The organism is Nocardia africana NBRC 100379, assembly GCF_001612635.1.
GTDB classification, from domain to species: Bacteria; Actinomycetota; Actinomycetes; order Mycobacteriales; family Mycobacteriaceae; genus Nocardia; species Nocardia africana.
Map to the genome: position 1 here is coordinate 32118 of NZ_BDAV01000004.1, position 23572 is coordinate 55689.

22 protein-coding genes are annotated in these 23572 nt (G+C 65.0%); 12 read left to right on the forward strand and 10 right to left on the reverse strand.

The genetic code is table 11. The features are described 5' to 3' along the window. Nucleotides 1-10 precede the first annotated feature (10 nt). The 5 genes from NA3_RS04080 to NA3_RS39205 form a co-directional block, all read right to left on the reverse strand. The gene (locus tag NA3_RS04080) at nt 11-874 is read right to left on the reverse strand and encodes an MlaE family ABC transporter permease (protein ID WP_084491112.1); all 864 of its coding nucleotides are present in this window, start codon (nt 872-874) and stop codon (nt 11-13) included. Between the two features lie 66 nt (nt 875-940). Further along, nucleotides 941-1777, reverse strand: a complete 837-nt coding sequence (locus tag NA3_RS04085) for a hypothetical protein (RefSeq protein WP_062962231.1) — start codon at nt 1775-1777, stop codon at nt 941-943. A 5-nt stretch (nt 1778-1782) separates the two neighbouring features. Then, on the reverse strand, nt 1783-3168 hold the full coding sequence (locus NA3_RS04090) for a cytochrome P450 (RefSeq protein ID WP_084491115.1): 1386 nt from the start codon (nt 3166-3168) through the stop codon (nt 1783-1785). 106 nt (nt 3169-3274) lie between these two features. Continuing rightward, complete coding sequence (locus NA3_RS04095) at nt 3275-4609, reverse strand: FAD-dependent oxidoreductase (RefSeq protein WP_062962233.1); 1335 nt, start codon at nt 4607-4609, stop codon at nt 3275-3277. Next, on the reverse strand, nt 4606-4863 hold the full coding sequence (locus NA3_RS39205) for a 4Fe-4S dicluster domain-containing protein (RefSeq protein WP_062962234.1): 258 nt from the start codon (nt 4861-4863) through the stop codon (nt 4606-4608). The genes NA3_RS04095 and NA3_RS39205 overlap by 4 nt, the downstream gene beginning before the upstream one ends. 89 nt (nt 4864-4952) lie before the next feature. On the opposite strand from NA3_RS39205, the gene NA3_RS04105 reads away from it, so the two are divergent. Then, on the forward strand, nt 4953-5576 hold the full coding sequence (locus tag NA3_RS04105; RefSeq protein WP_167354954.1) for a TetR/AcrR family transcriptional regulator: 624 nt from the start codon (nt 4953-4955) through the stop codon (nt 5574-5576). A gap of 10 nt (nt 5577-5586) precedes the next feature. Here the strand turns inward: NA3_RS04105 and NA3_RS04110 are convergent, their stop codons facing one another. Next, nucleotides 5587-6609, reverse strand: a complete 1023-nt coding sequence (locus NA3_RS04110; RefSeq protein WP_062962236.1) for an AraC family transcriptional regulator — start codon at nt 6607-6609, stop codon at nt 5587-5589. Between the two features lie 170 nt (nt 6610-6779). On the opposite strand from NA3_RS04110, the gene NA3_RS38390 reads away from it, so the two are divergent. The 5 genes from NA3_RS38390 (at nt 6780) to NA3_RS04135 (ending at nt 13805) form a co-directional block, all read left to right on the forward strand. Beyond that, nucleotides 6780-8246, forward strand: a complete 1467-nt coding sequence (locus NA3_RS38390) for an aldehyde dehydrogenase family protein (protein ID WP_062962237.1) — start codon at nt 6780-6782, stop codon at nt 8244-8246. Next, nucleotides 8240-9892 (forward strand): acyl-CoA synthetase, encoded by a 1653-nt coding sequence (locus tag NA3_RS04120; protein ID WP_372464218.1) that lies wholly within the window; start codon nt 8240-8242, stop codon nt 9890-9892. The genes NA3_RS38390 and NA3_RS04120 overlap by 7 nt, the downstream gene beginning before the upstream one ends. Beyond that, nucleotides 9889-11382 carry a flavin-containing monooxygenase gene (locus NA3_RS04125; RefSeq protein WP_062962238.1) on the forward strand — a complete coding sequence of 498 codons (1494 nt, stop codon included), beginning with the start codon at nt 9889-9891 and terminating at the stop codon, nt 11380-11382. Before NA3_RS04120 ends, NA3_RS04125 begins: the two co-directional genes overlap by 4 nt. An 89-nt stretch (nt 11383-11471) precedes the next feature. Beyond that, a complete protein-coding gene (locus NA3_RS04130) occupies nt 11472-12899 on the forward strand; it encodes a wax ester/triacylglycerol synthase family O-acyltransferase (protein WP_062962239.1) in 1428 nt (475 codons plus the stop codon). Between the two features lie 30 nt (nt 12900-12929). Next, a complete protein-coding gene (locus NA3_RS04135) occupies nt 12930-13805 on the forward strand; it encodes an SDR family oxidoreductase (protein ID WP_062962240.1) in 876 nt (291 codons plus the stop codon). 201 nt (nt 13806-14006) lie between these two features. Here the strand turns inward: NA3_RS04135 and NA3_RS04140 are convergent, their stop codons facing one another. The 4 genes from NA3_RS04140 to NA3_RS04155 form a co-directional block, all read right to left on the reverse strand. Beyond that, nucleotides 14007-15386: a cytochrome P450 gene (locus NA3_RS04140; protein WP_062962241.1), complete on the reverse strand. Its 1380-nt coding sequence runs from the start codon at nt 15384-15386 to the stop codon at nt 14007-14009. Nucleotides 15387-15413: 27 nt separating this feature from the next. Then, complete coding sequence (locus NA3_RS04145; protein ID WP_062962242.1) at nt 15414-16295, reverse strand: hypothetical protein; 882 nt, start codon at nt 16293-16295, stop codon at nt 15414-15416. Nucleotides 16296-16451: 156 nt separating this feature from the next. Then, entirely contained in the window at nt 16452-17093 is a 642-nt protein-coding gene (locus tag NA3_RS04150; RefSeq protein WP_062962243.1) for a TetR/AcrR family transcriptional regulator, read from the reverse strand. Further along, a complete protein-coding gene (locus NA3_RS04155; protein ID WP_062962244.1) occupies nt 17090-18502 on the reverse strand; it encodes an FAD-dependent oxidoreductase in 1413 nt (470 codons plus the stop codon). Before NA3_RS04155 ends, NA3_RS04150 begins: the two co-directional genes overlap by 4 nt. A 106-nt stretch (nt 18503-18608) precedes the next feature. On the opposite strand from NA3_RS04155, the gene NA3_RS04160 reads away from it, so the two are divergent. The 6 genes from NA3_RS04160 to NA3_RS04185 are packed head-to-tail and all read left to right on the forward strand — an operon-like array spanning nt 18609 to nt 23571. Beyond that, nucleotides 18609-18800 carry a ferredoxin gene (locus NA3_RS04160; protein ID WP_062962245.1) on the forward strand — a complete coding sequence of 64 codons (192 nt, stop codon included), beginning with the start codon at nt 18609-18611 and terminating at the stop codon, nt 18798-18800. Then, the gene (locus NA3_RS04165) at nt 18793-19614 is read left to right on the forward strand and encodes an MlaE family ABC transporter permease (protein WP_062962246.1); all 822 of its coding nucleotides are present in this window, start codon (nt 18793-18795) and stop codon (nt 19612-19614) included. The genes NA3_RS04160 and NA3_RS04165 overlap by 8 nt, the downstream gene beginning before the upstream one ends. Before the next feature lie 2 nt (nt 19615-19616). Continuing rightward, nucleotides 19617-20480: an MlaE family ABC transporter permease gene (locus tag NA3_RS04170; protein WP_062962247.1), complete on the forward strand. Its 864-nt coding sequence runs from the start codon at nt 19617-19619 to the stop codon at nt 20478-20480. A gap of 3 nt (nt 20481-20483) precedes the next feature. Then, nucleotides 20484-21545 (forward strand): hypothetical protein, encoded by a 1062-nt coding sequence (locus tag NA3_RS04175; protein WP_062962248.1) that lies wholly within the window; start codon nt 20484-20486, stop codon nt 21543-21545. Further along, the gene (locus NA3_RS04180) at nt 21542-22558 is read left to right on the forward strand and encodes an MlaD family protein (RefSeq protein ID WP_062962249.1); all 1017 of its coding nucleotides are present in this window, start codon (nt 21542-21544) and stop codon (nt 22556-22558) included. The genes NA3_RS04175 and NA3_RS04180 overlap by 4 nt, the downstream gene beginning before the upstream one ends. Further along, the gene (locus NA3_RS04185) at nt 22543-23571 is read left to right on the forward strand and encodes an MlaD family protein (RefSeq protein WP_084491122.1); all 1029 of its coding nucleotides are present in this window, start codon (nt 22543-22545) and stop codon (nt 23569-23571) included. The genes NA3_RS04180 and NA3_RS04185 overlap by 16 nt, the downstream gene beginning before the upstream one ends. The last annotated feature ends 1 nt before the right edge of the window (nt 23572 follow it).

A 23572-nucleotide genomic window follows, 5' to 3' on the forward strand; every position in this document is an offset into this window, starting at 1 on the left:
CCCGATGTCACTACGAGACCTCCATCGGGAAGAACATGGTCTGGAATTGGGTGATGGCGAGGTTCGCGATGACGATCGAGACCACGCCCAGCACGACCGAGGAATTCACCGCGTCGGCGACACCGCGCGGACCGCCCTTGGCTTCCATGCCGCGCAGTGACGCGATGACCGCGATCATCATGGCGAAGACAACGGTTTTCCCGATCGCGAACCAGATATCGACGACATGCGCGAAGGCGCCGAACGAATTCCAGAAACTACCGGGTGTGACGCCGTTGACCGTCACGGCCAGCAGGAACGACGCCAGCACGCCGGCGCTGATGATGATCACGCACAGGACGGGCGCGATCACGACCAAGCCCAGAAAGCGGGGTATGACAAGTCTCCTGATCGGATCGACACCCATCACTCGCATGGCATCGATCTCCTCGCGAATGGTGCGGGCGCCCAGGTCGGAGGCGATCGCCGAGGCCGCCGCGCCACCGAGGAGCAGGCCCGCGGTGATCGGTGCGCCCTGCCGGATCACACCGACCCCGCTGGCCGCACCGATCAGCGAGCTTGCGCCGACCTGATTCATGATTCCCGACACCTGAACCGAAACCATCGCCCCGAAAGGAATGGCCATCAGAACCGCGGGGATATAGGTGACCTTCAGCAACATCCATGCCTGCTGCAGGAATTCGGCGATCGGCAGCCGCAGCCGGACGGCATCGCCGAAAGAGAACGCGATCACCTTCGCGCCCAGAATCACCCCGCGTCCCAAGGTCGCGGTGCCGTCCACGAAGCGCGCGGTCGCGGATCGGTGGATCCGCTCGAGCCATCGAGCGGCCGGACCCGCAGCGGATACGGCGGTGGTTTCGGCAGTCAGAGCCATCGCTCCCTCTTCATCATCGAAGCCCCTTCGGTTCCGACAGAGTTCCGGGTCTTGTTCGGTCGCCGGCTATGCGGTGGCCGGGGCGGTCGCCGTGATGGCGGGGCCGGTCGATTCACGGTGTGGTTCAACGACTCCGGCGTTGTAGGTCGCGGCCATTTTCAGCACCGCGATCGGGATGTAGACGTTCATCGCCGCGGCTACAACGGCCAGTGGCAGGAAGACCGCCGTCGGCAAGCCCGCATGCAACGCGAGGTAGGCCGGCCAGGTGCACAGCGCCGCACCACCGTAGTAGCAGCCCGGGATCACCGGGATGAACAGCAGCGCTTTCCAGCCTTTGAGATGCGGGGCGGCGAACAGGATCGACGCGGCCATGAGGCTGTAGATGAAACAGTTCTGAGCCATGCTCGTGAACGGCAAACCGAGGATGCGAGAGGGATTGTCGCCGTAGTACTCGAAGACCTTCCAGTGGATGGCCATCCACTCCAGCACCCAGTCGATCGCACCGGCGACCAGGCAGATGCCGATGATCCGCCGCATGGCCACGCCCGACTCGACCATTCGATAAATGGCCCACGAGAACAGGAAGAACATCGCGCCGATACCGAGGGCACTGATCGGGATGATGCGGCCCGCGATCGTGAACAGCACGGCCGGCGAGTTCGCCGCGTATTGGAACCCGAGCAGGGTGTCGATGAACGGTTCGTTCGGGACCCACAGCGTCGCGCTGACGAACACCACCACCGGCAGTGCCGACCGCATTCGCCAGGTCTCTACGATCGCCACCACGACCGAGGCGGCGACCATGACCATCGTTGCGGCAGTGAAGATCCAGAAAACAGTCGTGTTGCCGTGCAGGGGAGCCGGCAGGTCGAGGAAGCCGGCAGCGGCCGGTGTCGTCGTCATGGCGATCACCGAGCCTGCAGGGTGAGGGGCACGCCACCACGCACCACGGTCGAGAAGGAGAATCGCGGCACCGGCTTCCAGCCCGGCGTGACGGCGAAGTGATACCGCTGGAACGCCGTGGTCAAGGTATACAAACCGACCATGTACGCCATCCGGTAGCCGAGGCAGCGGCGCGGGCCGATTCCGAACGGCAGGAATGCGTAGGTATTGATGTCGTCTTCGAGGAACCTGGCCGGCTCGAACGTATCCGGATCACGCCAGAACCGGGGATCGTGGTGCAGGGTATACCCGGACACGCCGACGGTCGTGCCCTTGGGGATCCGGTAACCGCCGATCTCGTCGTCGTCGAGCGCCTGGCGTGCGTTGATCGGAAACCCTTGCAGCCGTTGCGCTTCGTCGAAGCATGCGCGCAGATAGTCCAGCTTGTTCATATCCGCGTGCGAGACGCGGTTGCCACCGAGGGCATCCACCTCCGCATATGCCTTGGCCTGGGCCGCGGGGGCGAACGGCAACCGTGCCAGCACCCAGGACATCACCGCGGCCGTGGTCTCGTACCCGCCGATGATCAAACCCATCAGTTCGCGGCGCACGTGTTCGTCGGTGGGTGTGGTGCCGTCGTCGAATTTCGCATCGAGGACCATGCTGAGGAGGTCACCGTCGGGGATGGGATTGCGGCGACGATCGGCGACCATCTCGTCGATGTAGCTCATGATCGCGGAGTACGCCTCGGCGGTCCGCCGGCCGCGCGGTCGCGGAACCTGCGGCGGCAGCGTGGAGGTGAACATCGAAATCGCCATGCCCGCAGTGAGATCCGCGAAGTAGCCGGCCAGCGGTTCGACGGTCGAACGCGGCACCGGCCGGGTGAACATCGTGCGGAGCATGACGGACATCGTGAGAATGGTCAGCTCTTCCTGCATGTTCACCGCCGAACCGCCGACGAACCGCTGCCATGACTCAACCACCTCGACGATCTGATCGATCATCAGTTCGCTCAAAGGGGCGAGTCCACGCTCGGTGAACTTCGGGTTCAGCATCCGCCGGACCTTGCGCCAGTCGTCGCCGTTCGCCATACCGTGGAATCGCGGAGCCTCGCGGAAGAGCACGTTCTCGAACAGCGGCGGCTTGATGTAGATGTCTTGCCGGGTGTTCATGATGTGGCGCACGTGATCCGGGTGGCTGACCAGGATCAGATTCATTCCCGGAATCGGCACCCGGGCGACGTCGCCGTAGGTCTGGGCGATCCGCTGCAACGACCGATAGGGATCGGCCACGATCGTCGCGGCCACACCGGCCAGCGGGATACCCCGCGGCCCCGGTGGACGCGCGGAGAGATCGGAGTGGTTGACGAAGCGCGCCGCTCGCGGCGCCGCTGCCGCAGGTACTGACCTCATAGCAATCCATTCTAGATAGGTGATTATCAGATGTAAGGCATTTTCTAGATATTGCCTTATCAGATTTTGTGCAGAGTCTGCCCACGTGCCCGTTTCCGCGACTCGCCTAGCGGAGGTGGTGCGTATCCGTTCCGACGGCAACGAGTTGGGCGAGTTCGACGAGCTTCACTCGCGGTCGGCCGGCCGCTTCGCCGCGCCGGCGTTCACAGTCGTCGATGACCTTCCACCCGTCGAACGTGACGATGTCGATGCCGCGGCGCCCGAGCACTTCCACGACATCACAGCGATCATCGGCAGGGCGCGCCGGAAGAAGTCCGTCGCGCAGATCGGCCAGCACGCTGTCGGCGGTTTCCGTCGCGCACACCCGATTGGTCCCGATGATGCCGGTCGGGCCACGCTTGATCCATCCGGTCACGTACTGCCCCGGCACCGGGACGCCGTTCTCGGTGATCCGGCCTCGAAGGTTCGGCACGATCCCGCGCTCGGAGTCGAAAGGCAATCCGGGCAACGGCGATCCCGTGTATCCGACCGCGTGGACGATCAGCCCCGCCGGCAGCCATTCCGTTGGGGCCGAGTGGTTTTCGCGACCGGTGTTACGCGTGCGGATCGCGGTGACGCGGTGGTCGCCCACGATCGCCTCGGGGGTTGTGTCGAACCGAAGCACTACTCGGCGATGAGAATCGCGGCCCGGCCGTGCACTGAATCGGCGCAGCGCTTCGAGCTTTTCCTGCACCGATTCCGGCAGATCGGCATCACGGGGCGGCAGCTGCGCCCCATCGACGACGATATCGACCCCGGGGAGTTCGCCGAGTTCGAGAACTTCGGGCAGGGTGAACGCCGCGACGTCGGCACCGCGCCGTCCCAGCACGACGACCTCGCGAAGACGGCTGCGACGCAACGCGTTCAGGGCATGGTCGGCGATATCGGTAGCCGCCAAGGTTTCCGACGGCAGCGCGAGCATCCGTGCGACATCCAGCGCCACATTGCCGTTTCCGATGACGACTGCGCGTTCGGTATCCAAGCAGGGCATGAGATCGGCGCGATCGGGATGCCCGTTGTACCAACCCACGATGTCGGCCGCGGCGAAATTGCCGGGGAGCTCCTGCCCGGGCACGCCGGCCAGCTTGCCGCGCCCGGCGCCGTAGGCATAGATCACCGCGTCGTAGCAGCGGCGCAGCTCCTCGGTGGCCAGATCGAAACCCACCCGCACATTTCCGATGAAACGGAACCGCTCGTGCGCGGCGCTGCGTTCGAAGATGCGGGTGACCGACTTGATCTTGGGGTGGTCGGGAGCAACCCCGGCGCGGACCAGCCCGAACGGCGTCGGCAAGCGGTCGAACATGTCCACCGCCAGGCCGTCCACCGCCAGCAGGGCGCCCGCGGCATAGAAGCCGGACGGCCCACTCCCGACGATCGCGACACGTGTCGTCGGCGAGTTCATGCGTAGTACTTGGCGTTGCGCTGGGCGGCGTCGGCGAACTCGGCCGGGAGCCTCCGCTCGGGGTAGATCGCGTCGACCGGACATGCCTCCATACAGGCATCGCAGTCGATGCACTCGTCCGGATCGATGTACAACTGCTCGGCAGTGGCATATCCCGGCTCGTCCGGCGTCGGATGAATGCACTCGACCGGGCACACCCGGGTACACGACGCATCCTTCGTCGAGGCGCAGCGCTCGGTGATGACGTAGGCCATACCACTCCTTCGTTAAATCTGGATAGGCGAATTCTAGATATGGCCTTATCAGATTTCAAGACCTCTCGTGACGTGACACCATGGACACCATGACTGCGCGTGTGTATGGCGGTGTGGCAGAGGAGGATCGTCGATCCGATCGCCGCAAGCGACTCATCGACTCCGCGTACAACCTGCTGGCCGCCGGCGGCCCGGAGGCCGTGACCGTGACCGGCGTATGCCGTGAGGCCGGCTTGAGCCCGCGCTACTTCTACGAGAACTTCGACAACCGCGATGCTTTGGTGCAGGCGATCCTCGACGCCGAGGCCGACGCGGTCATCAGCTTCATTCTCGAGCGAGCGCTGTCCACTCCGGGCGGCGCGAACGAGCGCGGCCACGCGGCCATGGACGCACTGCTGGACGCGCTCGAAACCGACCCACGGCGTGCGGCACTCGGCAAGGCGACCGGGCACGACGACCTGCTCCTGCGTTTCCGGGCGACGGTGACCAAGCGGATGGCCGCCGAACTCGCCACTCAGCTGCTCGACGTTCCCGGATTCGAGGACCGCCGCCCGGACCTACACGTGGCGAGCACGCTCATCATGTTCGGAATCCTGCAGCTCGTCATCGACTGGCTCGGTGGCGAGACGACGATGAGTCGACAGGAACTGGTGGAGGTATCGGTGGAATTCGCGATCGCGACCCTCACCCACCTGCTGGGGCGGGCCGAGTAGCCGGTTCGCCTCAGCGTCTTCCGCCGCGGGCATCCCGGGCGAAGCGTCCAGGGGTGGTGCCCGACCAGCGAATGAACGCGTGCGAGAAGCTGGATGCGTCCGCGTAGCCGAGTCGCCCGGCGACATCCTCGACTGTGGCGCCGATGGTCAGCAGTTCCTCGGCGAGCATGTGGCGGGTTTCGTCGGCCAGCTCTCGAAAGCTGGTCCCTTCCTCGTCCAGGCGACGGCGTAGCGTGCGCACGCTCATCCGCAAGGCGCCGGCGACCTGCTGCTGCGAGACACCCGCACCGTGGGCGAGAAGGGCCGCCCGCACCTGCGCGGCGAATCCGCTGCGCGCACGCCGGCGCTGCAACAACTCCGCGCATTGCCGCTCGGCCAGCGCCGCGGTGTGCGGATTGGCTTGCGGCATAGCGAGGTTCAGCATTTCCGCGCTCACGGTCAACCTGGTGACGGGAGTGCCGAACAGCGGCTCACAGCCGAGGATCTCACGATGCATGTGGCTATAGGACGGTTCCGGATACGACAGCTCGATGCGATCGAGCGGCCGTAGCTGTCCGAACGCATCACGGTCGGCGGTCACGACACACGCCACGTCGCGCTCGATCAGGAAGGTCCGAACGTTGTCCGGGACTGTGGACGTGTCGATCACGATATCGGCGCCGGCGTCGTGTTCGACGAATCGCCAGCCGAAGAAGGAACTGCCGATATCCATATAGTCGATGGCCGTTGCCAGCGCCGCGCGCACAGTGGGCGAACTGATCACCGCGAATGCCCAGATACCGTGGGTCGCAAGGTGATAGCGCTGTCCGGTCAGCAGTCCGAGCCCGGGTACGTCGCCGAGTACGGCGACGATGTTGGCGACCATCTGCAACTCTTGGCGCGGCTGGATCTCCGCTTCGATGTCATCGAGGACAGTCGGGTCGATGCCCGTGCCGCGCAGGATCTCGGCCAACTCCATGCCGTGTTCCGTGGCCACCTCGGCCAGAATGGCCGCACTCGCGATCGAGCGCGGCAACAGCAATGCCTCCGTCACGGCTACATCGTGAACCCGTTGGCCGAAATCCTCAAGTATTGACCCTGGTTCTCATGGAGACCGCGGGCGGCGATTCCTAATGTGAAGTTCCGGAGCCGCAGGTCGACGCCGCGGCACCAGCTCCTCGCAGCGACGCGAGGAGGGCGACACCGAAATCCAACGGAGGCTCGATGACGAGACAGCACACGGAAACCGAGGTCGGCGCGGGCTTGCCCGACCGGCCCGACCGCGTATCCGAGCTGGTCGCGAATATGCGTGCGGCGCAGCCCAGTTGGGAGCACGCGGGCGTCGAGACTCGTGTCCGGTGGTTGCGCCGGTATGCGGAATGGCTGCTGGACAACCAGGAACGCATTGTCGGGGCGCTGGCCGCGGACACCGGAAAGCCGCTCGTCGAGGCTCGCATCGAGTTCACCGTTCCGGTGGACATGATCAAATACTCCGCCCGGCACGCGAAGCGTTGGCTGCGGCCCGAACATCCAGCACCGCCCAATCTGCTGAATGCGCTGAAGCGAGCGACCGTTACACACCGGCCGTACCCCGTCGTCGCGGTGATCACTCCGTGGAACTTCCCGCTGGGACTGTCACTGTGCGATGCGATCCCGGCGCTGCTGGCCGGCGCGGCCGTCATCGTGAAACCGGCGTCGGCGACCCCCCACAGCGTGATCGCGGCCATCGAGGGCTGGGCGGCCATCGGGGCGCCACCGGTATTCACGGTGCTGCACGGGCCGGGGGCAACGGGCGCGGCACTGGTGGATGCGGCCGACTACGTGCAGTTCACCGGCTCGACGGAAGTCGGCACGGAGATCGCGCGACGATGCGCTGAACGGCTGATCCCCTGCGGTCTGGAACTGGGCGGCAAGGACCCGGCGATCGTGCTGTCCGACGCCGACCTCGACCTCGCCGCCCGCGGCATCGCCTGGGGCGCATTGGCCAACGCCGGCCAGATGTGCACCTCGGTCGAGCGGGTGTACGTCGAAGCGGCCGTCTACTCGGAATTCGTGAAAAAGCTGACAGCACACGTCGATTCGCTCGAACGCGGTGTCGATGTCGCCCCGCTGGTGACGACCGAACAGTTCGATGTCGTCAGCGCGCAACTGAAGGATGCCGTCGCCTCCGGCGCACAGATCACCACCGGCGGCGGCACCGACCGGTCCGCCCGCTGGGTGCAGCCGACCGTGCTCACCGGCGTCGACCATACGATGACGTGCGTCCAGGAGGAGACCTTCGGCCCGGTCATCCCGGTCATGCCGGTCGCCGACGAAGATCAAGCCGTCACGCTGGCCAACTCGTCGAGATTCGGATTGTCGGCGAGTGTGTGGACGCGCGACAAGCGCCGCGGCCGGCGGATCGCGGCGCGCTTGGACGCGGGCGCGGTCAACATCAACGACTCCCATGCCAACGTCTTCTTCTTCGCCGCCCCGATGGACGGATGGAAGGAGTCCGGGCTCGGCGGTCGCTTCGGCGGCGCCACGGCACTGCTCAAATACTGTCGCCCCCAGACCATCACCGCTGCCCGCGTCGCCATCCCCTATCAGCGATATCTGCTGTGGTTCCCCTACACGCGCGTCAGCACGGCGCTGCTCGGCCGGATCATGCGCGCGCTCGCCGCGACCGGGCGACGGAGGTGGCGGTGGTGACCGGAAGCATCGAGACGGTGCCGCATCACATTCGGGCCGTCACCGAGAAGGTCGCGGCGGTCGCCGTGCTGCACCGAGCGGGTGTCGTCGATCTCACCCGCCCCGATCGCCTGCGCCGGGTGGCCGCACACAACCGAACCTACGGCCCCCAAGCGGCCCTGATCATGAAAGCCGCAGCGGAACAACCGGATTCGGTAGCACTGATCGACGAGCGCGGCGCGCTGACCTATCGAGAGCTCGACGAGCGGTCCAACGCCTTGGCGTCCGCCTTGACCGCCATGGGACTCGAACCGGGTGCCGTCATCGCCGTCCTGGCCCGCGACCACCGCGGGCTGGTGCTGGCCATCAGCGCCGCCGGACGAGCCGGACTGCGCCTGGCCATGATGAACACCGGCTTCGCCAAACCACAATTCGCGGAGGTAGCGCGCCGCGAGAAGGTCCGCGCTGTCCTGCACGACGGCGAATTCACCGATCTGCTCGACGCCCTCCCGCCGGATCTGCCGCGCGTGCTGACCTGGAGCGACGACGGCCACGGCGTACCCGGCGACGCCGAAACCATCGACCGTCTGATCGCCCGCGGCAACCGTTCCCGGCCCGCCCCGCCACCGCGGCCCGGTGGATTCGTGATCCTCACCAGCGGCACGACCGGCCTGCCCAAGGGTGCACCGCGAACCCGCGTCTCTCCCCTGCTCAGCGCGACCTTCGTCGATCGGATTCCGTTCCCCCGCAACGGCACAGCGGTCATCGCGTCGCCGTTGTTCCACAGCACCGGATTCGGCATGTGGACGGTCAACACCGCGATCGGCAACACGACCGTTCTGCTACGCCGATTCGACGCCGAAGCCACACTGCGCGCCGTCGCCGACCATCGCGCGCAGATGCTCGTTCTGGTCCCGACGATGCTCAACCGCATCCTGGCCCTCGGATCCGGGGTTATCTCACGCTACGACCTGCGGTCGCTGCGCACGATCGTCGTCGCCGGCTCCGCCCTGGCGCCCGATCTGGCCACCCGCGCCATGGACACCTTCGGCGACGTTCTCTACAACCTCTACGGATCGACCGAGGTCGCGATCGCCACGGTCGCTCGACCCGCTGAGCTGCGCCGGGCGCCCGGCACCGTCGGCCGCGCACCGGTCACCACCGATGTCGTCGTTCTCGACGCCGACGGGCGCCGTATCCACACCCCCGGCATTACAGGCCGTGTCTTCGTCCGCAGCGGTGCGCCGTTCGAGGGCTACACCGACGGACGCACCAAAGAGATCGTCGACGGCTACATCACCACCGGCGACCTCGGCCATCTCGACGAACACGGACTACTCCACATCGACGGCCGCCAGGACGACATGGTCGTCTCCGGTGGAGAGAACGTCCATCCGCTCGAAGTCGAGCATCTGCTCGCCGATCTCCCCGAGGTCGCCGACGTCGCCGTTATCGGCGTGGACGACGCGGACTTCGGACAACGACTGCGGGCCGTCATCGTTCGCGCTCCCGGCGCGGCGCTCGACGCGGAGGCGGTCAAGGCCCACGTGAAGGCGAATCTGGCCCGGTACAAGGTGCCACGGGACGTCGTCTTCGTCGACGAACTACCCCGCAACGCCACCGGCAAGGTGCTGCGTCGCGCACTCGAGGAACTGGACTTCGCATGAACAGATCGACACCCCCCTTCACCACCGCGCCATCGGTCGCGATCATCGGCTGCGGCTTCGGTGGCCTCGGCGCCGCGATCGAGCTGGAACGCCATGGCATCACCAGTTATTCGGTATTCGAGAAGGGCGACGGAGTCGGCGGCGTATGGCGGGCCAATCACTATCCCGGCGCTGCGTGTGACGTGCCCTCCCCGACCTATTCGTATTCCTTCGAACTCGAAACCGAGTGGTCACAGCGCTTCGGCACCCAAGCCGAAATCAAGGCCTACCTCGAGCGGTGCGCGGCGAAATACGGTGTGCTGCCCAAGATCAGGACCAATACCGAAGTCGTGGCCGCCACTTTCGACGAGGACAGCGGCCGCTGGCAGCTGACCCTCGCCGGCGGCGACCAGCACTGGTTCGACGCGGTGATCTTCGCGACCGGCCAATTGTCGCGCCCGAAGGTGCCACAGCTCGACGGCCTGCAGACGTTCTCGGGCAGGCAATTCCACTCCGCGGAGTGGGACGATTCCGTCGACCTCACCGGCAAGCGGGTCGCCGTCGTCGGCAGCGGCGCCAGCGCGGTCCAATTGGTACCCGCCATCGCCGATCGGGTCTCCCAACTCCACGTCATCCAGCGCTCACCCAACTGGATCGGCAACAAATGGAATCATCGAACCAACCCGCGAGTGCGACGACTGCTGCGTACGGTCCCCGGATTGGCTCGGGCCCAACACAATATGGAGTGGTTGTGGTACGAGTCGCGGGTCCCGATCATCTACAACCGGTTCGATCCCCTGCGCGCCGGACTACACGCATGGCTGCGATACAAGATCCGCCGGGAAATCTCCGACCCCACACTGCGCCGGAAGGTGACACCGGACTACAAGGCCGGCTGCAACCGACTCCTGCTGTCCAACGACTGGTACCCGGCGCTGGACCGACCACACGTCGCACTCCACACCGAGGGCGTCACCAGCGTCACCCCCACCGGACTGGTCCTGACCAACGGTGACGAGATCGATGCCGACGTCATCGTCTGGTGCACCGGATTCACCGCCACCGAATACCTCGCCCCCATCGAGATCACCGGCCGCGGCGGCCGGCGGCTGCACGACGAATGGAAGGCCGGACCCGAAGCGTACCTGGGCATTTCGGTGAACGGGTTCCCGAACATGTTCATGATCTACGGTCCGAATACCGGCTCACTGACCAACACGATCATCTTCCTCCTGGAAAAGCAGGCCCGCTACGCCCGCAAGGCGATCGAACTCAGCGCCGGTCTCGACGCCTGGCTCGATGTGCGGGCCGAGGTTCAGGACGGCTTCAATCAGCGTCTCCAGCAACGCCTTTCCGAGACCGTCTTCACCAGCGGATGTCCCGGCTGGTACCACACCGAGGAGGGCAAGGTGGTGGCCGTCTGGCCCGGATCGCATATCGCCTACGCCCGCGCGACCGCGAAGGTGGACCTGTTCGCCTACGACATCGGCAGCCGCGATAGCAACGCGTAGTTCACCGAAAACAGCTCAACAACGACGTTCCGGCTGTTGCGTTACCCGTAAGCAGTGAATTGCTCGACCGAATCAGTTGAGGGGACTGAGTGGAACGTCGGAGCTCGAAGAAAAGTACGCGGATTCTGCACCCGTTCGATGCCGGCTGGCTGTGGCTGGAGTCCGAGACCAACCATATGCACGCCTCGGTGCTGGCGGTATTCCGTAAGCCTGCGCACGCCGGGCCCGACTTCGTCTCGCGACTGGTCGCGGAGATGCGCGCCCACCGGGAGCCGTCGACGCCGTACGACCTGCGGCTCTCACGGACCGGAGTCGGCCGGCTGTGGCCGCAGTGGGAAACCGTCGATTCACTGGACACCGAGCACCATGTCCAGTACCTGCGAATGGACCGATCGCCGGACGGGCAGAGTCTGTTCGAGCTCGTCGATCATCTGCAGGGCCTTCCGTTGGACCGGTCCCGGCCGCTGTGGATCGTCTATGTCGTGGAAGGCTTCCGGGACAACCACTTCGCGGTTCTCGGCAAGCTTCATCATGCGATCGCCGATGGCATGGCCGGTGTCCAACTGCTGCTGCGGTGGTTCTCCACGAACCCGGTCGCCCGGGGAGTACCACCCGCGTGGTCGAGCCAGAACCAGGGTGGGACGGCCCACTCCCCCGAAGCAACCATCGGCGAACGCCCGACTCGCCGAAATACCCGGCCGAGTTCTCACCGGTACCCGCCGCACGCAGCGACCGGGTTACTCGGCACGGTGCGAACCGCACTTCGCGCCGCCCGGATCTCCGGCAACCGAACGACAGAGGCATGGACCAGCCCCCGGACCTCACTCAATACGGTGATCACCCCGAACCGCCGAGTCGCCAGACGAACCTTCGACCTCGACGAATTCCGCACACTGGCGCGAGTGACCGGCGGCACGGTGAACGATGTGCTGCTCGCCGTCTGTTCCGGCGCACTGCGCCGCTATCTCGCCGAGTCCGACGCGCTTCCCGCGACATCGCTGGTGACCAATATTCCGGTCTCGATCCGAGGTGACGGCAGATACGGCGGTACCGGCAATGCCATCACCTGGGCCCGCGTCGCGCTCGCCACCGATATCGCCGACGCCCGCCGGCGGCTCGAAGTGATCACGGACGCAACGCGGGCGGTCAAGGATCGGTTGGCGATGCTGCGCGGATCCGCGAAAACCGGATACACCCTGCTCGTCACGATACCGATCCTCATCGAGCATGTGCTCCGGCTCGGCGGCCGTACTCGACCGCTGTTCAACGTGCCGATTTCCAATGTGCCCGGACCCGATCACCGGCTCTATCTGGACGGTGCCGAGTTGGTGAGCCTGCATGCCATGACCGTGCTCTACCACGGCCAGGGACTCAACATCGTCTGTCTCTCCTATGCTCGCCGCCTCGAGGTGTCGTTCACCGCGTGCCCCACCGCGGTCCCGGATCTCGAACGGCTGGCGACGCTGTGTGACGAGTCGGTCGCCGAACTGCGGCAACTACATACGCCCGACGAATAGCTCGAAACCCGTTCCCAGAGAGGGATACTCATGCCCCATTCCTTGGCCGGACGAATCGTGGCAGTGACCGGCGGCTCACGCGGTATCGGATTCGCGATCTCGCGAGCATTCCGCGAATGCGGCGCCCACGTCGCCATCGGAGCGCTCGACGAGGCCCAACTACGCAGCGCGGCAGACGATTTGAACCTGACGTGCTACTCCAGCCTGGACGTGTCGGATCCCGGCTCGTTCCGGACGTTCCTCGACAAGGTGACCGCAGCACTCGGCCCCATCGACGTCCTGGTCAACAACGCCGGCATCATGCCCGTCGGGCCCCTGCTGGCCGAGGACGACGAACTCACCCGCCGCACCCTCGACACCGATGTCCTGGGCATGATCGTCGGCACGAAACGAGCACTCGAGCTCATGATTCCACGCGGGCGCGGCCACGTCGTCAATATCTGCTCGGTGATGGGTCAGACCGCGTTGCCCGGCATGGCCACCTACAACGCCTGCAAAGCCGCCGCCATCACCTTCACCGATGCCGCCCGCCTGGAATATCGGCACACCGGCGTGCGGATCTCGACCATCCTTCCCGGCGGAGTCGGTACGGAACTGATCGCCGGCTTGGATGCCACTGTCGCACTTCCGATTCCGGGGACGAGCCGGCGCATCCCTTTGATCCGAACCGTCGAGCCGGCCGACGTCGCCCACGCCGTGATACGGACCGTCGCGGCCGACGCCTCTCGTCCCCGCGTCTATGTTCCGCGTATCGCGGGTGCGTTCCTGGGCGCGCAGCGGCTGCTGCCACGGGCGATCGGTGAGAGCCTGAACCTCCGACTCGGCGGCGAGAACGCCCGCCACGCCGACACGGACGCGCGACGGAACTACCAGAACCGGATCAGCACTACGACGTCGGACGGGTGATACCCGTGTCGCCGTCGGGCTGTCCGATAGGTATCGAAACGCACTGAGCTGCAGTCTCCGCGGGGTGGCGCCGTCGCCGCGTTCGGGCGGCTGATGGGAAGCGACGACGGCGCCGCGCGCCACCATCGCAGGCAGGAGGTGGCGCGGGCTTTCTGCGGGAGGCCGGCGTCGACTACGACCGGCCGACGCAGCCGATCGACGTCAACGACGCGCGATCGTCACCGGCAAACCATCTTTCATTTCCACGACCATCCGATACTTGGGCCGGAGGCGATGATTGCGGTCGACGGTGAAGCGATATCGGCTGAACGCCGCGGCCACGGTGTGGGTGCCCTCGATATAGGCCATGTGCATGCCCAGACACAGTCGCGCTCCGCGGCCGAAGGGGATGTAGGCGTCGCGCCGGACAGCACGCTCGAGCCAGCGATCCGGTCGGTAGTCGGCCGGCGCATCCCAATACCGCTCGTCACGATGAATCGAAATGTTGGAACTGACGACCGTCGTACCCGGGCGGATGTGGAAACCGCCGATGACGTCGTGATCGACGGCGACCTTGGGATTGATGATCAGCCCGCCCTGTAGCCGTTGGGCCTCGTCGAAGCATGCGCGCGCGTAGGCCAGATTGCTGGATTCGGACGGCGAGAAATGTTCGCTGTCGGCCGAGCCCAGTTCGTACAGCAGCTTCTCCTCCACGTCGCGGTGAGTCGCGATCTGACCGAAAGTCCATGTCAGCGCCGCCGACGTGGTGTCGAACCCGCCGATGACCAGGCCGACCATCTCGGCCAGCAACTTTTCGTCCTCCAGTGGCCGGCCGTCCTCGTAGGTGGATCCGAGCAGGACGTTGAGAATGTCGCCGCGGTCGGTGGGGTTGGCCCGGCGCTCGGCGATGATGTCGGTCAGGAACAGATCCAGCTCACGTTGAGCGCGGATCCCTCGGCGCTCCTTGGCTCGTGGAATCGCCGACGGCATCGACCACATCAACGTGCGAACTGTCGTCGCGGCCATGATGTCGGTCAGCCGGTCGATGATCCATTGCAGCCGGGCTTCGGTGAGTCGCCGAGAGAACAGCGCATTGAACAGCACCGCGACCGTCAGTACCTTCATCCTGCGCTGCAGATCCACCGTCTCCCCGGTATCGGCGTACTGCTCCCACCGGTCGAGCTGCTCGGAGATCGCCTCGTCGAACAGCGACTCGAGATCCAGCAGCGACTTCTTGGTCAGATGGGGCTTCATCAGCTTGCGGCCACGTTCCCAGTCCGTGTCGTCGAAGGCGAAGAACCGGTGCAGGTGCTCGACCGGCTTCATCTCCGCCGCAACCCAATCCGAGCGCTTGTAATTGGCGGCGTTGGCCACCGCGACATGGTTGATATGTTCCAGCGAGCCGAGGAGAACGATGTCGGCGCCCGGAATGGGTAGCGATACGACGTCACCGTACTTCTTGGTGATCTCCCCCGGATACAGATAGGGGTCCCGGAGAAATCCCCGCCACGCCTCGATCGCGGCCAGCCCGCGCGGTCCCGGGGGAAGCGGAGCAGACGCCGGGCTCGGGCCCGATTCGATATGACCTGCAGTCGTAGTCATGCGAAAAACCTTTCAGTACAGAGGAATTCAAGAAGCGGTGGCGGTGACCCGGAACTCACCGTCCGCGTCGCCCTCGGTCGCGGCACGCTCGCGCAGCTCGCGCAACACTGGAATCCGCAGCAGCGCATAGGTCACCGCCAGCGATGTCACACAGACGACCAGGCACGCGAACCAGGTGACCGGCCACGGCGCGGAGGACTGAACCGCCTGGTAGGCCGGCCAGCTCACGCCGACGACATATCCGATCGTGACAGCGGGGATGAACAGGATGAGCCACAGCAGGTTGGCGCCCCGCAGATAGCGGACGCAGAAGTAGATGACGATGCCGTACACCGGCAGCAGGGTCGTGTTCTGAACGATGGAGTAGAGCGGGATACCGAAGATCCGGGTGGGGTTGTCGCCGTAGTAGACGATGAGTCCCCAATGGTGCAGCAGCATCTCGGCGATGATTTCGGGAACGCCGACCCATACCGCCGACAGCAGCACGATGTCGCGCAGCGACCGTCCTCGCTCGATGTATCGGTAGGCGTAATACCCGCCCATCGCCACATAGGGCATGCACCCGACGAGGATGAAGGCGGGCATGGACCGGCCCATGATCGTGTAGTGGAACCACGGGATATCCGCCGCGTACATAATCGTGCCGACCGTGTCGCCCAGCGGCTCGATATTGGCCGCGATCACACCGGACACCACCAGAATCGCCGGCAGCGCCTCCCGGTCGCGTAGCAACTTCCACCCGGCCCAGCCGACCGCGGCGACCGCACCGCCGTAGAGCAGCACGATGACCACCCACGCTGCCGTCTGATTCGCGTGCAATTCCGGCGGGAGCGGAATCTGGCCTTCGCCGGGGAGTTCGACCGCCCCGGCCCATACGCTCGCAGCGAAGTTACTAATGTTACTCTCCATGCTATATTGGTAACACGATCTAGGCCGCGCAACAATACCTGTTCACCAGAATTGCGTGCCATGCCCGAGTCCGCGGCCCGGCGCGGTCAACACGGGCAGCACTCAGTCACTCGATCGTCGGTTACATCGCGTCGAGTTAGGCGGGAACGCCGAAAATTACGACGGCAGAAGGCGTTCGACCACTCGCCGGACGTATGTGGCCCGGTCCATATCGGGTGCGGAACCCATCTCCTCGGGGACCAGCGCCACCGACACGACCAACCGCATCAACACATCGCCGACGAAGTCCGCCTCGTCCGCATTCAGCGGATCATCGAGGTTTTCGTCCTGCAGCAAGCGGGAGATCAAGCCGGCCCCCCACGCCTGGCCGGCGAATTCCTTACCGCGCCACAGGTCGACGATGGCGGCGGGCTCGACTTGCGCCAGCCGTTGAAAGATCGGATTCGTCACGGCGCCGGAAATCAACTGCAGAACAACGGTTTCCGCCCGTTCGACGCGACTGCTCGTGGCATCCGCGGCCGACGCGACCGCATCGATCACCCGCCGTAGTTCGTTCGAATAAGTCGCGAGCAACAACTGCTCCCGGCTGCCGAACCGACGAAAGATGGTCATCCGGGTGAATCCGGCACGCTCGGCCACCTCGTCGATGGTGAGGTTGCGCTCACCGTTGGCACTGATCACCGCAGCCGCAGCCGCGAGAATCGCGATGTCGGTGCGGCTCTGCGGAACCTTGGCGGCACCGCCTTCGGCGAACGTCAGAAACGACTCGAGGGCTGTGCGGGAACCGGCCGGCGTCATGATTCGATAGTGACACGCCCGGCGTCGGCGGGTTCACACGCCCGACCGACGGCAACCATGACATCGCGTTCGACAACCTTGACACGTTCTCGCCCCTCGACCGCTCCCAAATCCCGCTCGTAGGCGTCGAGCCGGTACCAGCCGGGCCAGTCGGTGAACGGGACTCCTTTGTCTGCGAGCAGTTCGAGCACTGCGTCCGGTCGCGGATCCTGCGCGGCAGGAAGGTCGCCGGCATCGGCCATCAGGGCCGCGATCGTCTCGGCAGCATCGCCCTTCGTGTGACCGATGAGCCCCACCGGCCCGCGCTTGATCCATCCGGTCACGTAGAGGCCGGGCGCGTACCGGCGGTTCGGCGCCTCGCCGACCGGATCCGCGATCACCCGTCCGGCCTCGTTGGGAATCACGCCGGACGAATCATCGAACGGCAACCCGGCAACAGGCTGGGAACGATAACCGATGGCCCGGTAGACCGCTTGCACATCCCAATCGGCGAATACCCGCTCGCCGCAGCGGCTTTCAGTCCCGTTTGCGCTGGTGCGTTCGGTACGAAGTCCGACCACCCGCCCGTCGAAACCGAGGATCTCGACAGGGCTTTCGAAGAAGTGGAGGAACAGCTTGTGGGCCCGGCCGGCCGGTTCGCGAGCGGACCAGTCCTCCAGGGTGTTGCAGATGAGGTCGACCTGTTTGGAGGTCTTCCGCAACGCCAGCGACTCCTCGTCGTACACCATGTCCCGGGGATCGACGACGACATCGATACTCGGCGAATGGTCCAGCTCGCGCAGTTCCAGCGGAGTGAACTTCGCGTGCGCGGGTCCACGACGCCCGAAGACGTGTACCTCGACGGCACGATTGGCCTTCAGTCCGTCGTACACATTCGGCGGAATTTCCGTGTCGAGTAATTCGTCGGCGTTCTTCGACAGGATCCGGGCCACGTCGAGCGCCACGTTGCCGACCCCCAGGACAGCGACCTTGCTCGCGGTCAGCGGCCAGGAGCGGCTCACATCGGGGTGCCCGTCGTACCAGGAAACGAAATCCGCTGCGCCGTAACTGCCCTCGAGATCCGCGCCGGGCAACGCGAGGGCGCGATCGGTGCTCGCGCCGGTGGCGAAGATGACCGCATCGAAGCAGCGCCGCAGCTCGTCCAGTGTCAGATCGACTCCGATATCGACATTGCCCAGCAATCTGACCTGGGGCTTGTCGAGAAGTTTGTGCAGTGACGCGACGATCGCCTTGATGCGCGGATGATCCGGCGCGACGCCGTAGCGCAACAGCCCGAACGGCGCGGGTAACCGCTCGAACAGATCGATGCTGACATCCGGATCAGACTTGATCAGAGCGTCGGCCGCATAAATACCGGCCGGACCAGCGCCGACGATCGCCACACGCAGGGATCGATTCGAAGCACTCATCGGTTCCTCTCGAATTTCACGGCGGAATCGCACCACCGCGCGAGCGTTACTGTTTATAGTCTTGCCGTAACATTCGTATCACCGACAGCTGATCCAAGGGAAGCCGATGAACATCTCGATCGACCGCGACCTCTGCGACAACCACGGCCAGTGCATCGCCGTCTCGGAAGGACTCTTCGATACCGACGACAACGGCGTCACCGTCCTCACGCGCACCGCAGGCCCCGCCGATCGGCCATTGGCCACCCTCGCCGCACACGCCTGCCCGGCGCTGGCGATCACCGTTTCCGATGAGTGATACGGCAACGTCGCCGGTCGTCTCGTTCTTCACCTCGAAGGTCGAACGGAGCGTGTCCACCATCGGCCGTGCCGCGCAGTTGAGCGGCGCCGTCGTCCGCTACAGCATCATCGACATCGTCCGCCTCAGCCTGCCGTTCACCGAACTGCTCGCCCAGACGTGGACGCTGCTGAAGGTCACCGCACTGCCCGCCCTGCTGATGGCGATCCCGATCGGCGCGGAAGTTTCGGTGCAAGTCGGCGGCCTGATGGGACAGGTCGGTGCGAATTCGCTGGCCGGCGCCGCCAGCGGACTGGGAGTCATCAGTCAGGGCGCACCCATGGCGACCGGTCTGCTGATGAGCGGCGCCGCGGCATCGGCCGTCGCGTCGGATCTCGGATCGCGAACGATTCGCGAGGAGACCGACGCGATGCGCGTGATGGGCATCGATCCGGTCGAGCGACTGGTGATGCCGCGCTTCCTCGCCATGATCGCGATCGCGCCGATTCTGTGCACCGTCATCATCGCGGCCGGCGTCTTCGCCGGGCTGTTCATCGCGGTATCGGTGAACGGGCTTGTCCCGGGCAGCTTCTGGCAATCGCTGGGAGCCTTCGCGACGGTCACCGACGTCGTCTTCGCCCTCGCCAAAGCCGTCGCGTTCGCGGCGATCGTCGTGGTGGTCGCCAGCCTCCGTGGACTGGAAGCCAAAGGCGGGCCGCGTGGCGTCGCCGACGCGGTGAACGCGTCGGTCGTGCTCAGCGTGATCGGCATCTTCCTGACCAACCTGCTGTTCACCCAATTTCAGTCGATGTTCTTCCCGACTCAGGTGTCCTGACCATGACCGCATCGAAATACACACCGTCCCCCCGGCTTTCAGCTCTCGTCCGTCCGGTCCGGCACGGCACCTCGTCACTGTTCGCCGAAATCGGTCGCGCCGCGTTGTTCGTCGGCAAAACCACCTACCTGCTGCCGAAAACCGTGCGGCTGTACCGGCAACAGACGTTGAAGACCATGAACAGTATGGCTTGGGGCCGCGGTTCCCTCACGGTCGACGGCGGTGTTGTCAGTCTCATGCTGCTGCTCGGGTTCTCGGTCGGCATCGCCATCGCGATCCAGGCCTACGACGCGCTGAACCTGCTCGGCTTCGGCGCGCTGAGCGGGATCATCGGTTCGTTCGCGAACATCCGTGAAATCGCCCCCATCCTGACCGGAATCGGATTCGCCGCTCAGGCCGGGTGCCGGATGACGGCCGAGATCGGCGCGATGCGCATCTCCGAGGAGATCGACGCGACCGAAGTGCTCGGGTTGCAGGCCATCCCGTTCGTGGTCGGAACACGGCTCATCGGCGGAATGCTGTGCGTCATCCCGTCGTATCTGCTGGCACTGGTCGTCAGTTTCGTCACGGGCGCAACGGTGATCAAGGTCTTCCGCGGTGAAGCACCGGGAACCTACGACCACTACTTCAGCCAGTTCCTGGACGTGCGCGAAGTATCCTTCTCACTCCTCAAAGCCCTGGTCTTCTGCATCGCGGTGACCTTCGTCCACTGCTATTTCGGCTACTTCGCGCAAGGTGGTCCGGCAGGTGTCGGATCGGCCTCCGGGCGAGCGATCCGGATGAGCCTGATCCTCATCGTTTCGCTCAATTTTCTTTTGTCGGTGGCTATTTGGGGCCTGAGTCCTGCGATGGAATTCAGGGGCTGAGGAATGTATCAAGACTTCGTCCGAGGCACGGATCGCGACCAGACACGGGCGGTTCACCTCTGCGCTGTCGTCGTCATCGTCGCCATATCGGTCGCGGTTGCGACGATCGTCATCGTCCAGCGCTGGCATCGCGACGACGGGCTGATCGTGATGAACATCGATACCCCGTATGTCGCGCCGGGCGTCACCGAGGGCACTCACGTGATGCTGCACGGAACGACGGTCGGCACGGTCACGGAACTCACCAGGATCGCCGGTGAGCAGGTCCGGTTGCGAATCGCCCTCCAGCACCAACGGATCGGCGGACTGACCGACGCGTTCGATATCGACTATCGACCCGAGAACTATTTCGGAGTCACGGCGGTGAACGTCGTAGGCGGCACCGGAGGCATGCCGCTCTCCTCCGGGCTCGTTGTGCGCCGGAAACCGTTGGGCGACTTCTCCATGTCCACGATGATCGAGAGAGGTTCGCTGGTGGTCGACGGAACGCTGACCCGAGACATGGTCGACACCCTCGACAAAGTCGTCAAGTACACCGACGGCCTCACCCCTATGGTTCAAACGGGGATCGTCGTCGCCGATCGTGTCGCGAAAACCCAACGGGCCCTTCCCAGTGCCTCGTTGAGCGCCTTCAACGACATCGCCGAGGTTCTGCCCAATTTCAGCCGCGAAGCCACCGCCGGGCTCTACGGCATCTTCGATACCAAGTACAACCACAAGTCGGACGGCAGCTTCGGCGTGGACGACGCGTACTTGGACAACGCCGGTGCGGGTCTCGGCCTGGCCAGCGGCAAGCTGTTCGGCGCCGCAGGCGCGCTGCTGGCCTCGCACGGAAATGAGCTCACACCGGTCGTCCAAGCCGTCCAAGCTCTGACCGACACCATTCCGTCGGTGCTGGCCGACGGCAGTCTCACCGGAAAACTCCAGACACTGGTAGTCCAGTACAACCGCGACTTCGCCACGAGCGGCCCGGCCCGCACACTTCAGCTTCGAGTCGTGCTGGACCGCCTACCCGCACTGGCAGCCCCGTTGGGCCTGAGCACCGCACAGGAGCCCGGCCGATGAACTCCATCAGAATCAATACGGGCTATCTCGTCCGAATCGGCGTCGCCGCCGCCGTGGCGTTCGTCCTGCTTTCGCTCGTGATCACCGCGATCCGCCGGCCCGTCGAAGGCCCCACCGCCACCGCCACCGCCGACTTCACCGACGTCTCCGGTCTGCATGTCGATTCCGACGTCCGGATGCGCGGTCTGCAGATCGGCAAGGTTCGCGACATCACCATCGTCCGAGACAGTGGCCACAGTCTCGCCAGGGTGACACTCGCACTCGCGACACCGCATCGACTCACCAGCGACACGAGACTCGCCGTGAAGTACCAGAACCTGACCGGCATCCGATACGTCGATCTGGCCGAAACCGACGGCGCGGGAAGGCCCGTCACCCACCTGGGAACCGACCACACACAGCCTTCCTTCGACATCACTCGCCTGTTCAACGGCCTGCAGCCGGTGCTGCGCACGCTGAGCCCGGAAGAGATCAACACCTTCACACAGAACGCGCTGACCGTGCTGCAGGGCGACGGCAGCGGTCTCGCACCGATGCTCGACAGCATGCAGAAACTCGCCGACCAGGCGCACGATCGCGAGCAGCTGATCTCGACGCTCGTCGACAACATGTCGCGTATCGACTCCTCGCTCGGCGGGAAGTCGGCCAACGTCATTCAGTTCATCCGAAACCTCAGCATCACGGTCACGGCCGCGAATACCGTTCTCGACGAGTTCCGCAAGACCGATCTCTACGGCCCGCAATTCATGCGTCCGGTCGCCCGCCTCATCACCGAAATCGGCCTCCAGCCCGACACCGACGTCGACCAGTTGCTGCACACCGCCTTCTCCTCGACGAGCCAGGCGGCGGAAGCACTCCGTCTGCTTCCCAACGCCTTCGAAGGACTTCGACTACCGGGCCTGACGACATCCGGAGCAGACGCCACCGCGTGCTCACACGGCTCCGCTGATCTGCCCGACAGCGTGAAGGTGCTTTTCGCCGGCAGCGAGGTGACTGTATGCAAACCCAACTAGTCGCCCTCCGTACCGACGCCACCCGCAGGATGCGTTCGGTCTTCCGCCGTGTCGCCGGCAATCAGAAGCTTCTCGGTTCGATCGTCGTCGCCATCACCGTCCTGATCCTGGTCACCACTACGGCCGTGTACCTCCATCCGCTCGGACGACGTGCCCTCGTCTTCGAAACCGTGGACGCCGCGTCCATTCGCGGCGGCGAGGATGTTCGCATCGCCGGCGTGTCGGTCGGAAAAGTGACGAAGGTGTCGCTGGAATCGGACCGGGTCAGAGTGCGCGCGGACATCACTCGCGACGCGTTCGTCGGCGATCGATCCACCATCGAAGTGCGCATGCTCACCGCTGTCGGCGGCTATTACGTCACCGTTATCCCGTTGGGCGATAAATCGCTGGGCGACAATACGATTCCGGCTCAACGCGTGACCATGCCCTATTCGATCGCGGACGTCCTTCAGGACGTCCCCCCGGTGACCGACAACACCGAAGGGGCACCGGTCCACGGGGACCTGAACCAATTGGCACAGGGCCTGGAACACAATCCCGACTCGGTGGGGTCCATGATCGCGGGCCTGAACAGCCTGGCGAAAATCATGGCGGCGCAGCGAGCGCAGATCGGCAGAACCGCCCAACTCGCCGCGGAGTACACCACCGCATTCAACGAGAACAAGGACGTCGTCTTTTCGTTCCTCCGCGATCTCGAACCGGTCCTGGCCACCTACAACGTGTACCGAGCGGGTTTCAACGAGACGTACCAGCTCCTCGGCGACGTGCTCACCCGCCTGATACCGGAAGAACGGTACTTCCTGAACCACAAAGACGAACTCCGCCAGGCGGTGACACAAGCGCGGCAGGCGATCACCGATTTCCTCGACGCCGTCGGCCCGACCATCGATCGGCTCGGGGCCATTCGCGACCAACTGACCGCCTGGCTGGGCCCGGACGGGGTCGCACGCCTGGGCGGTGGACAGATGCTCTCCTCACAGGTCTGCCTACCGGTGCCCGGAAAGAAGTGTTGAT

What these genes read in the sequence shown, in the direction of transcription:
- NA3_RS04080 (WP_084491112.1), bottom strand. Translation starts at nt 874, where the DNA reads ATGGCTCTGACTGCCGAAACCACCGCCGTATCCGCTGCGGGTCCGGCC.
- NA3_RS04085 (WP_062962231.1), bottom strand. Translation starts at nt 1,777, where the DNA reads ATGACGACGACACCGGCCGCTGCCGGCTTCCTCGACCTGCCGGCTCCC.
- NA3_RS04090 (WP_084491115.1), bottom strand. Translation starts at nt 3,168, where the DNA reads ATGAGGTCAGTACCTGCGGCAGCGGCGCCGCGAGCGGCGCGCTTCGTC.
- NA3_RS04095 (WP_062962233.1), bottom strand. Translation starts at nt 4,609, where the DNA reads ATGAACTCGCCGACGACACGTGTCGCGATCGTCGGGAGTGGGCCGTCC.
- NA3_RS39205 (WP_062962234.1), bottom strand. Translation starts at nt 4,863, where the DNA reads ATGGCCTACGTCATCACCGAGCGCTGCGCCTCGACGAAGGATGCGTCG.
- NA3_RS04105 (WP_167354954.1), top strand. Translation starts at nt 4,953, where the DNA reads ATGACTGCGCGTGTGTATGGCGGTGTGGCAGAGGAGGATCGTCGATCC.
- NA3_RS38390 (WP_062962237.1), top strand. Translation starts at nt 6,780, where the DNA reads ATGACGAGACAGCACACGGAAACCGAGGTCGGCGCGGGCTTGCCCGAC.
- NA3_RS04125 (WP_062962238.1), top strand. Translation starts at nt 9,889, where the DNA reads ATGAACAGATCGACACCCCCCTTCACCACCGCGCCATCGGTCGCGATC.
- NA3_RS04135 (WP_062962240.1), top strand. Translation starts at nt 12,930, where the DNA reads ATGCCCCATTCCTTGGCCGGACGAATCGTGGCAGTGACCGGCGGCTCA.
- NA3_RS04140 (WP_062962241.1), bottom strand. Translation starts at nt 15,386, where the DNA reads ATGACTACGACTGCAGGTCATATCGAATCGGGCCCGAGCCCGGCGTCT.
- NA3_RS04145 (WP_062962242.1), bottom strand. Translation starts at nt 16,295, where the DNA reads ATGGAGAGTAACATTAGTAACTTCGCTGCGAGCGTATGGGCCGGGGCG.
- NA3_RS04150 (WP_062962243.1), bottom strand. Translation starts at nt 17,093, where the DNA reads ATGACGCCGGCCGGTTCCCGCACAGCCCTCGAGTCGTTTCTGACGTTC.
- NA3_RS04155 (WP_062962244.1), bottom strand. Translation starts at nt 18,502, where the DNA reads ATGAGTGCTTCGAATCGATCCCTGCGTGTGGCGATCGTCGGCGCTGGT.
- NA3_RS04160 (WP_062962245.1), top strand. Translation starts at nt 18,609, where the DNA reads ATGAACATCTCGATCGACCGCGACCTCTGCGACAACCACGGCCAGTGC.
- NA3_RS04165 (WP_062962246.1), top strand. Translation starts at nt 18,793, where the DNA reads ATGAGTGATACGGCAACGTCGCCGGTCGTCTCGTTCTTCACCTCGAAG.
- NA3_RS04170 (WP_062962247.1), top strand. Translation starts at nt 19,617, where the DNA reads ATGACCGCATCGAAATACACACCGTCCCCCCGGCTTTCAGCTCTCGTC.
- NA3_RS04175 (WP_062962248.1), top strand. Translation starts at nt 20,484, where the DNA reads ATGTATCAAGACTTCGTCCGAGGCACGGATCGCGACCAGACACGGGCG.
- NA3_RS04180 (WP_062962249.1), top strand. Translation starts at nt 21,542, where the DNA reads ATGAACTCCATCAGAATCAATACGGGCTATCTCGTCCGAATCGGCGTC.
- NA3_RS04185 (WP_084491122.1), top strand. Translation starts at nt 22,543, where the DNA reads ATGCAAACCCAACTAGTCGCCCTCCGTACCGACGCCACCCGCAGGATG.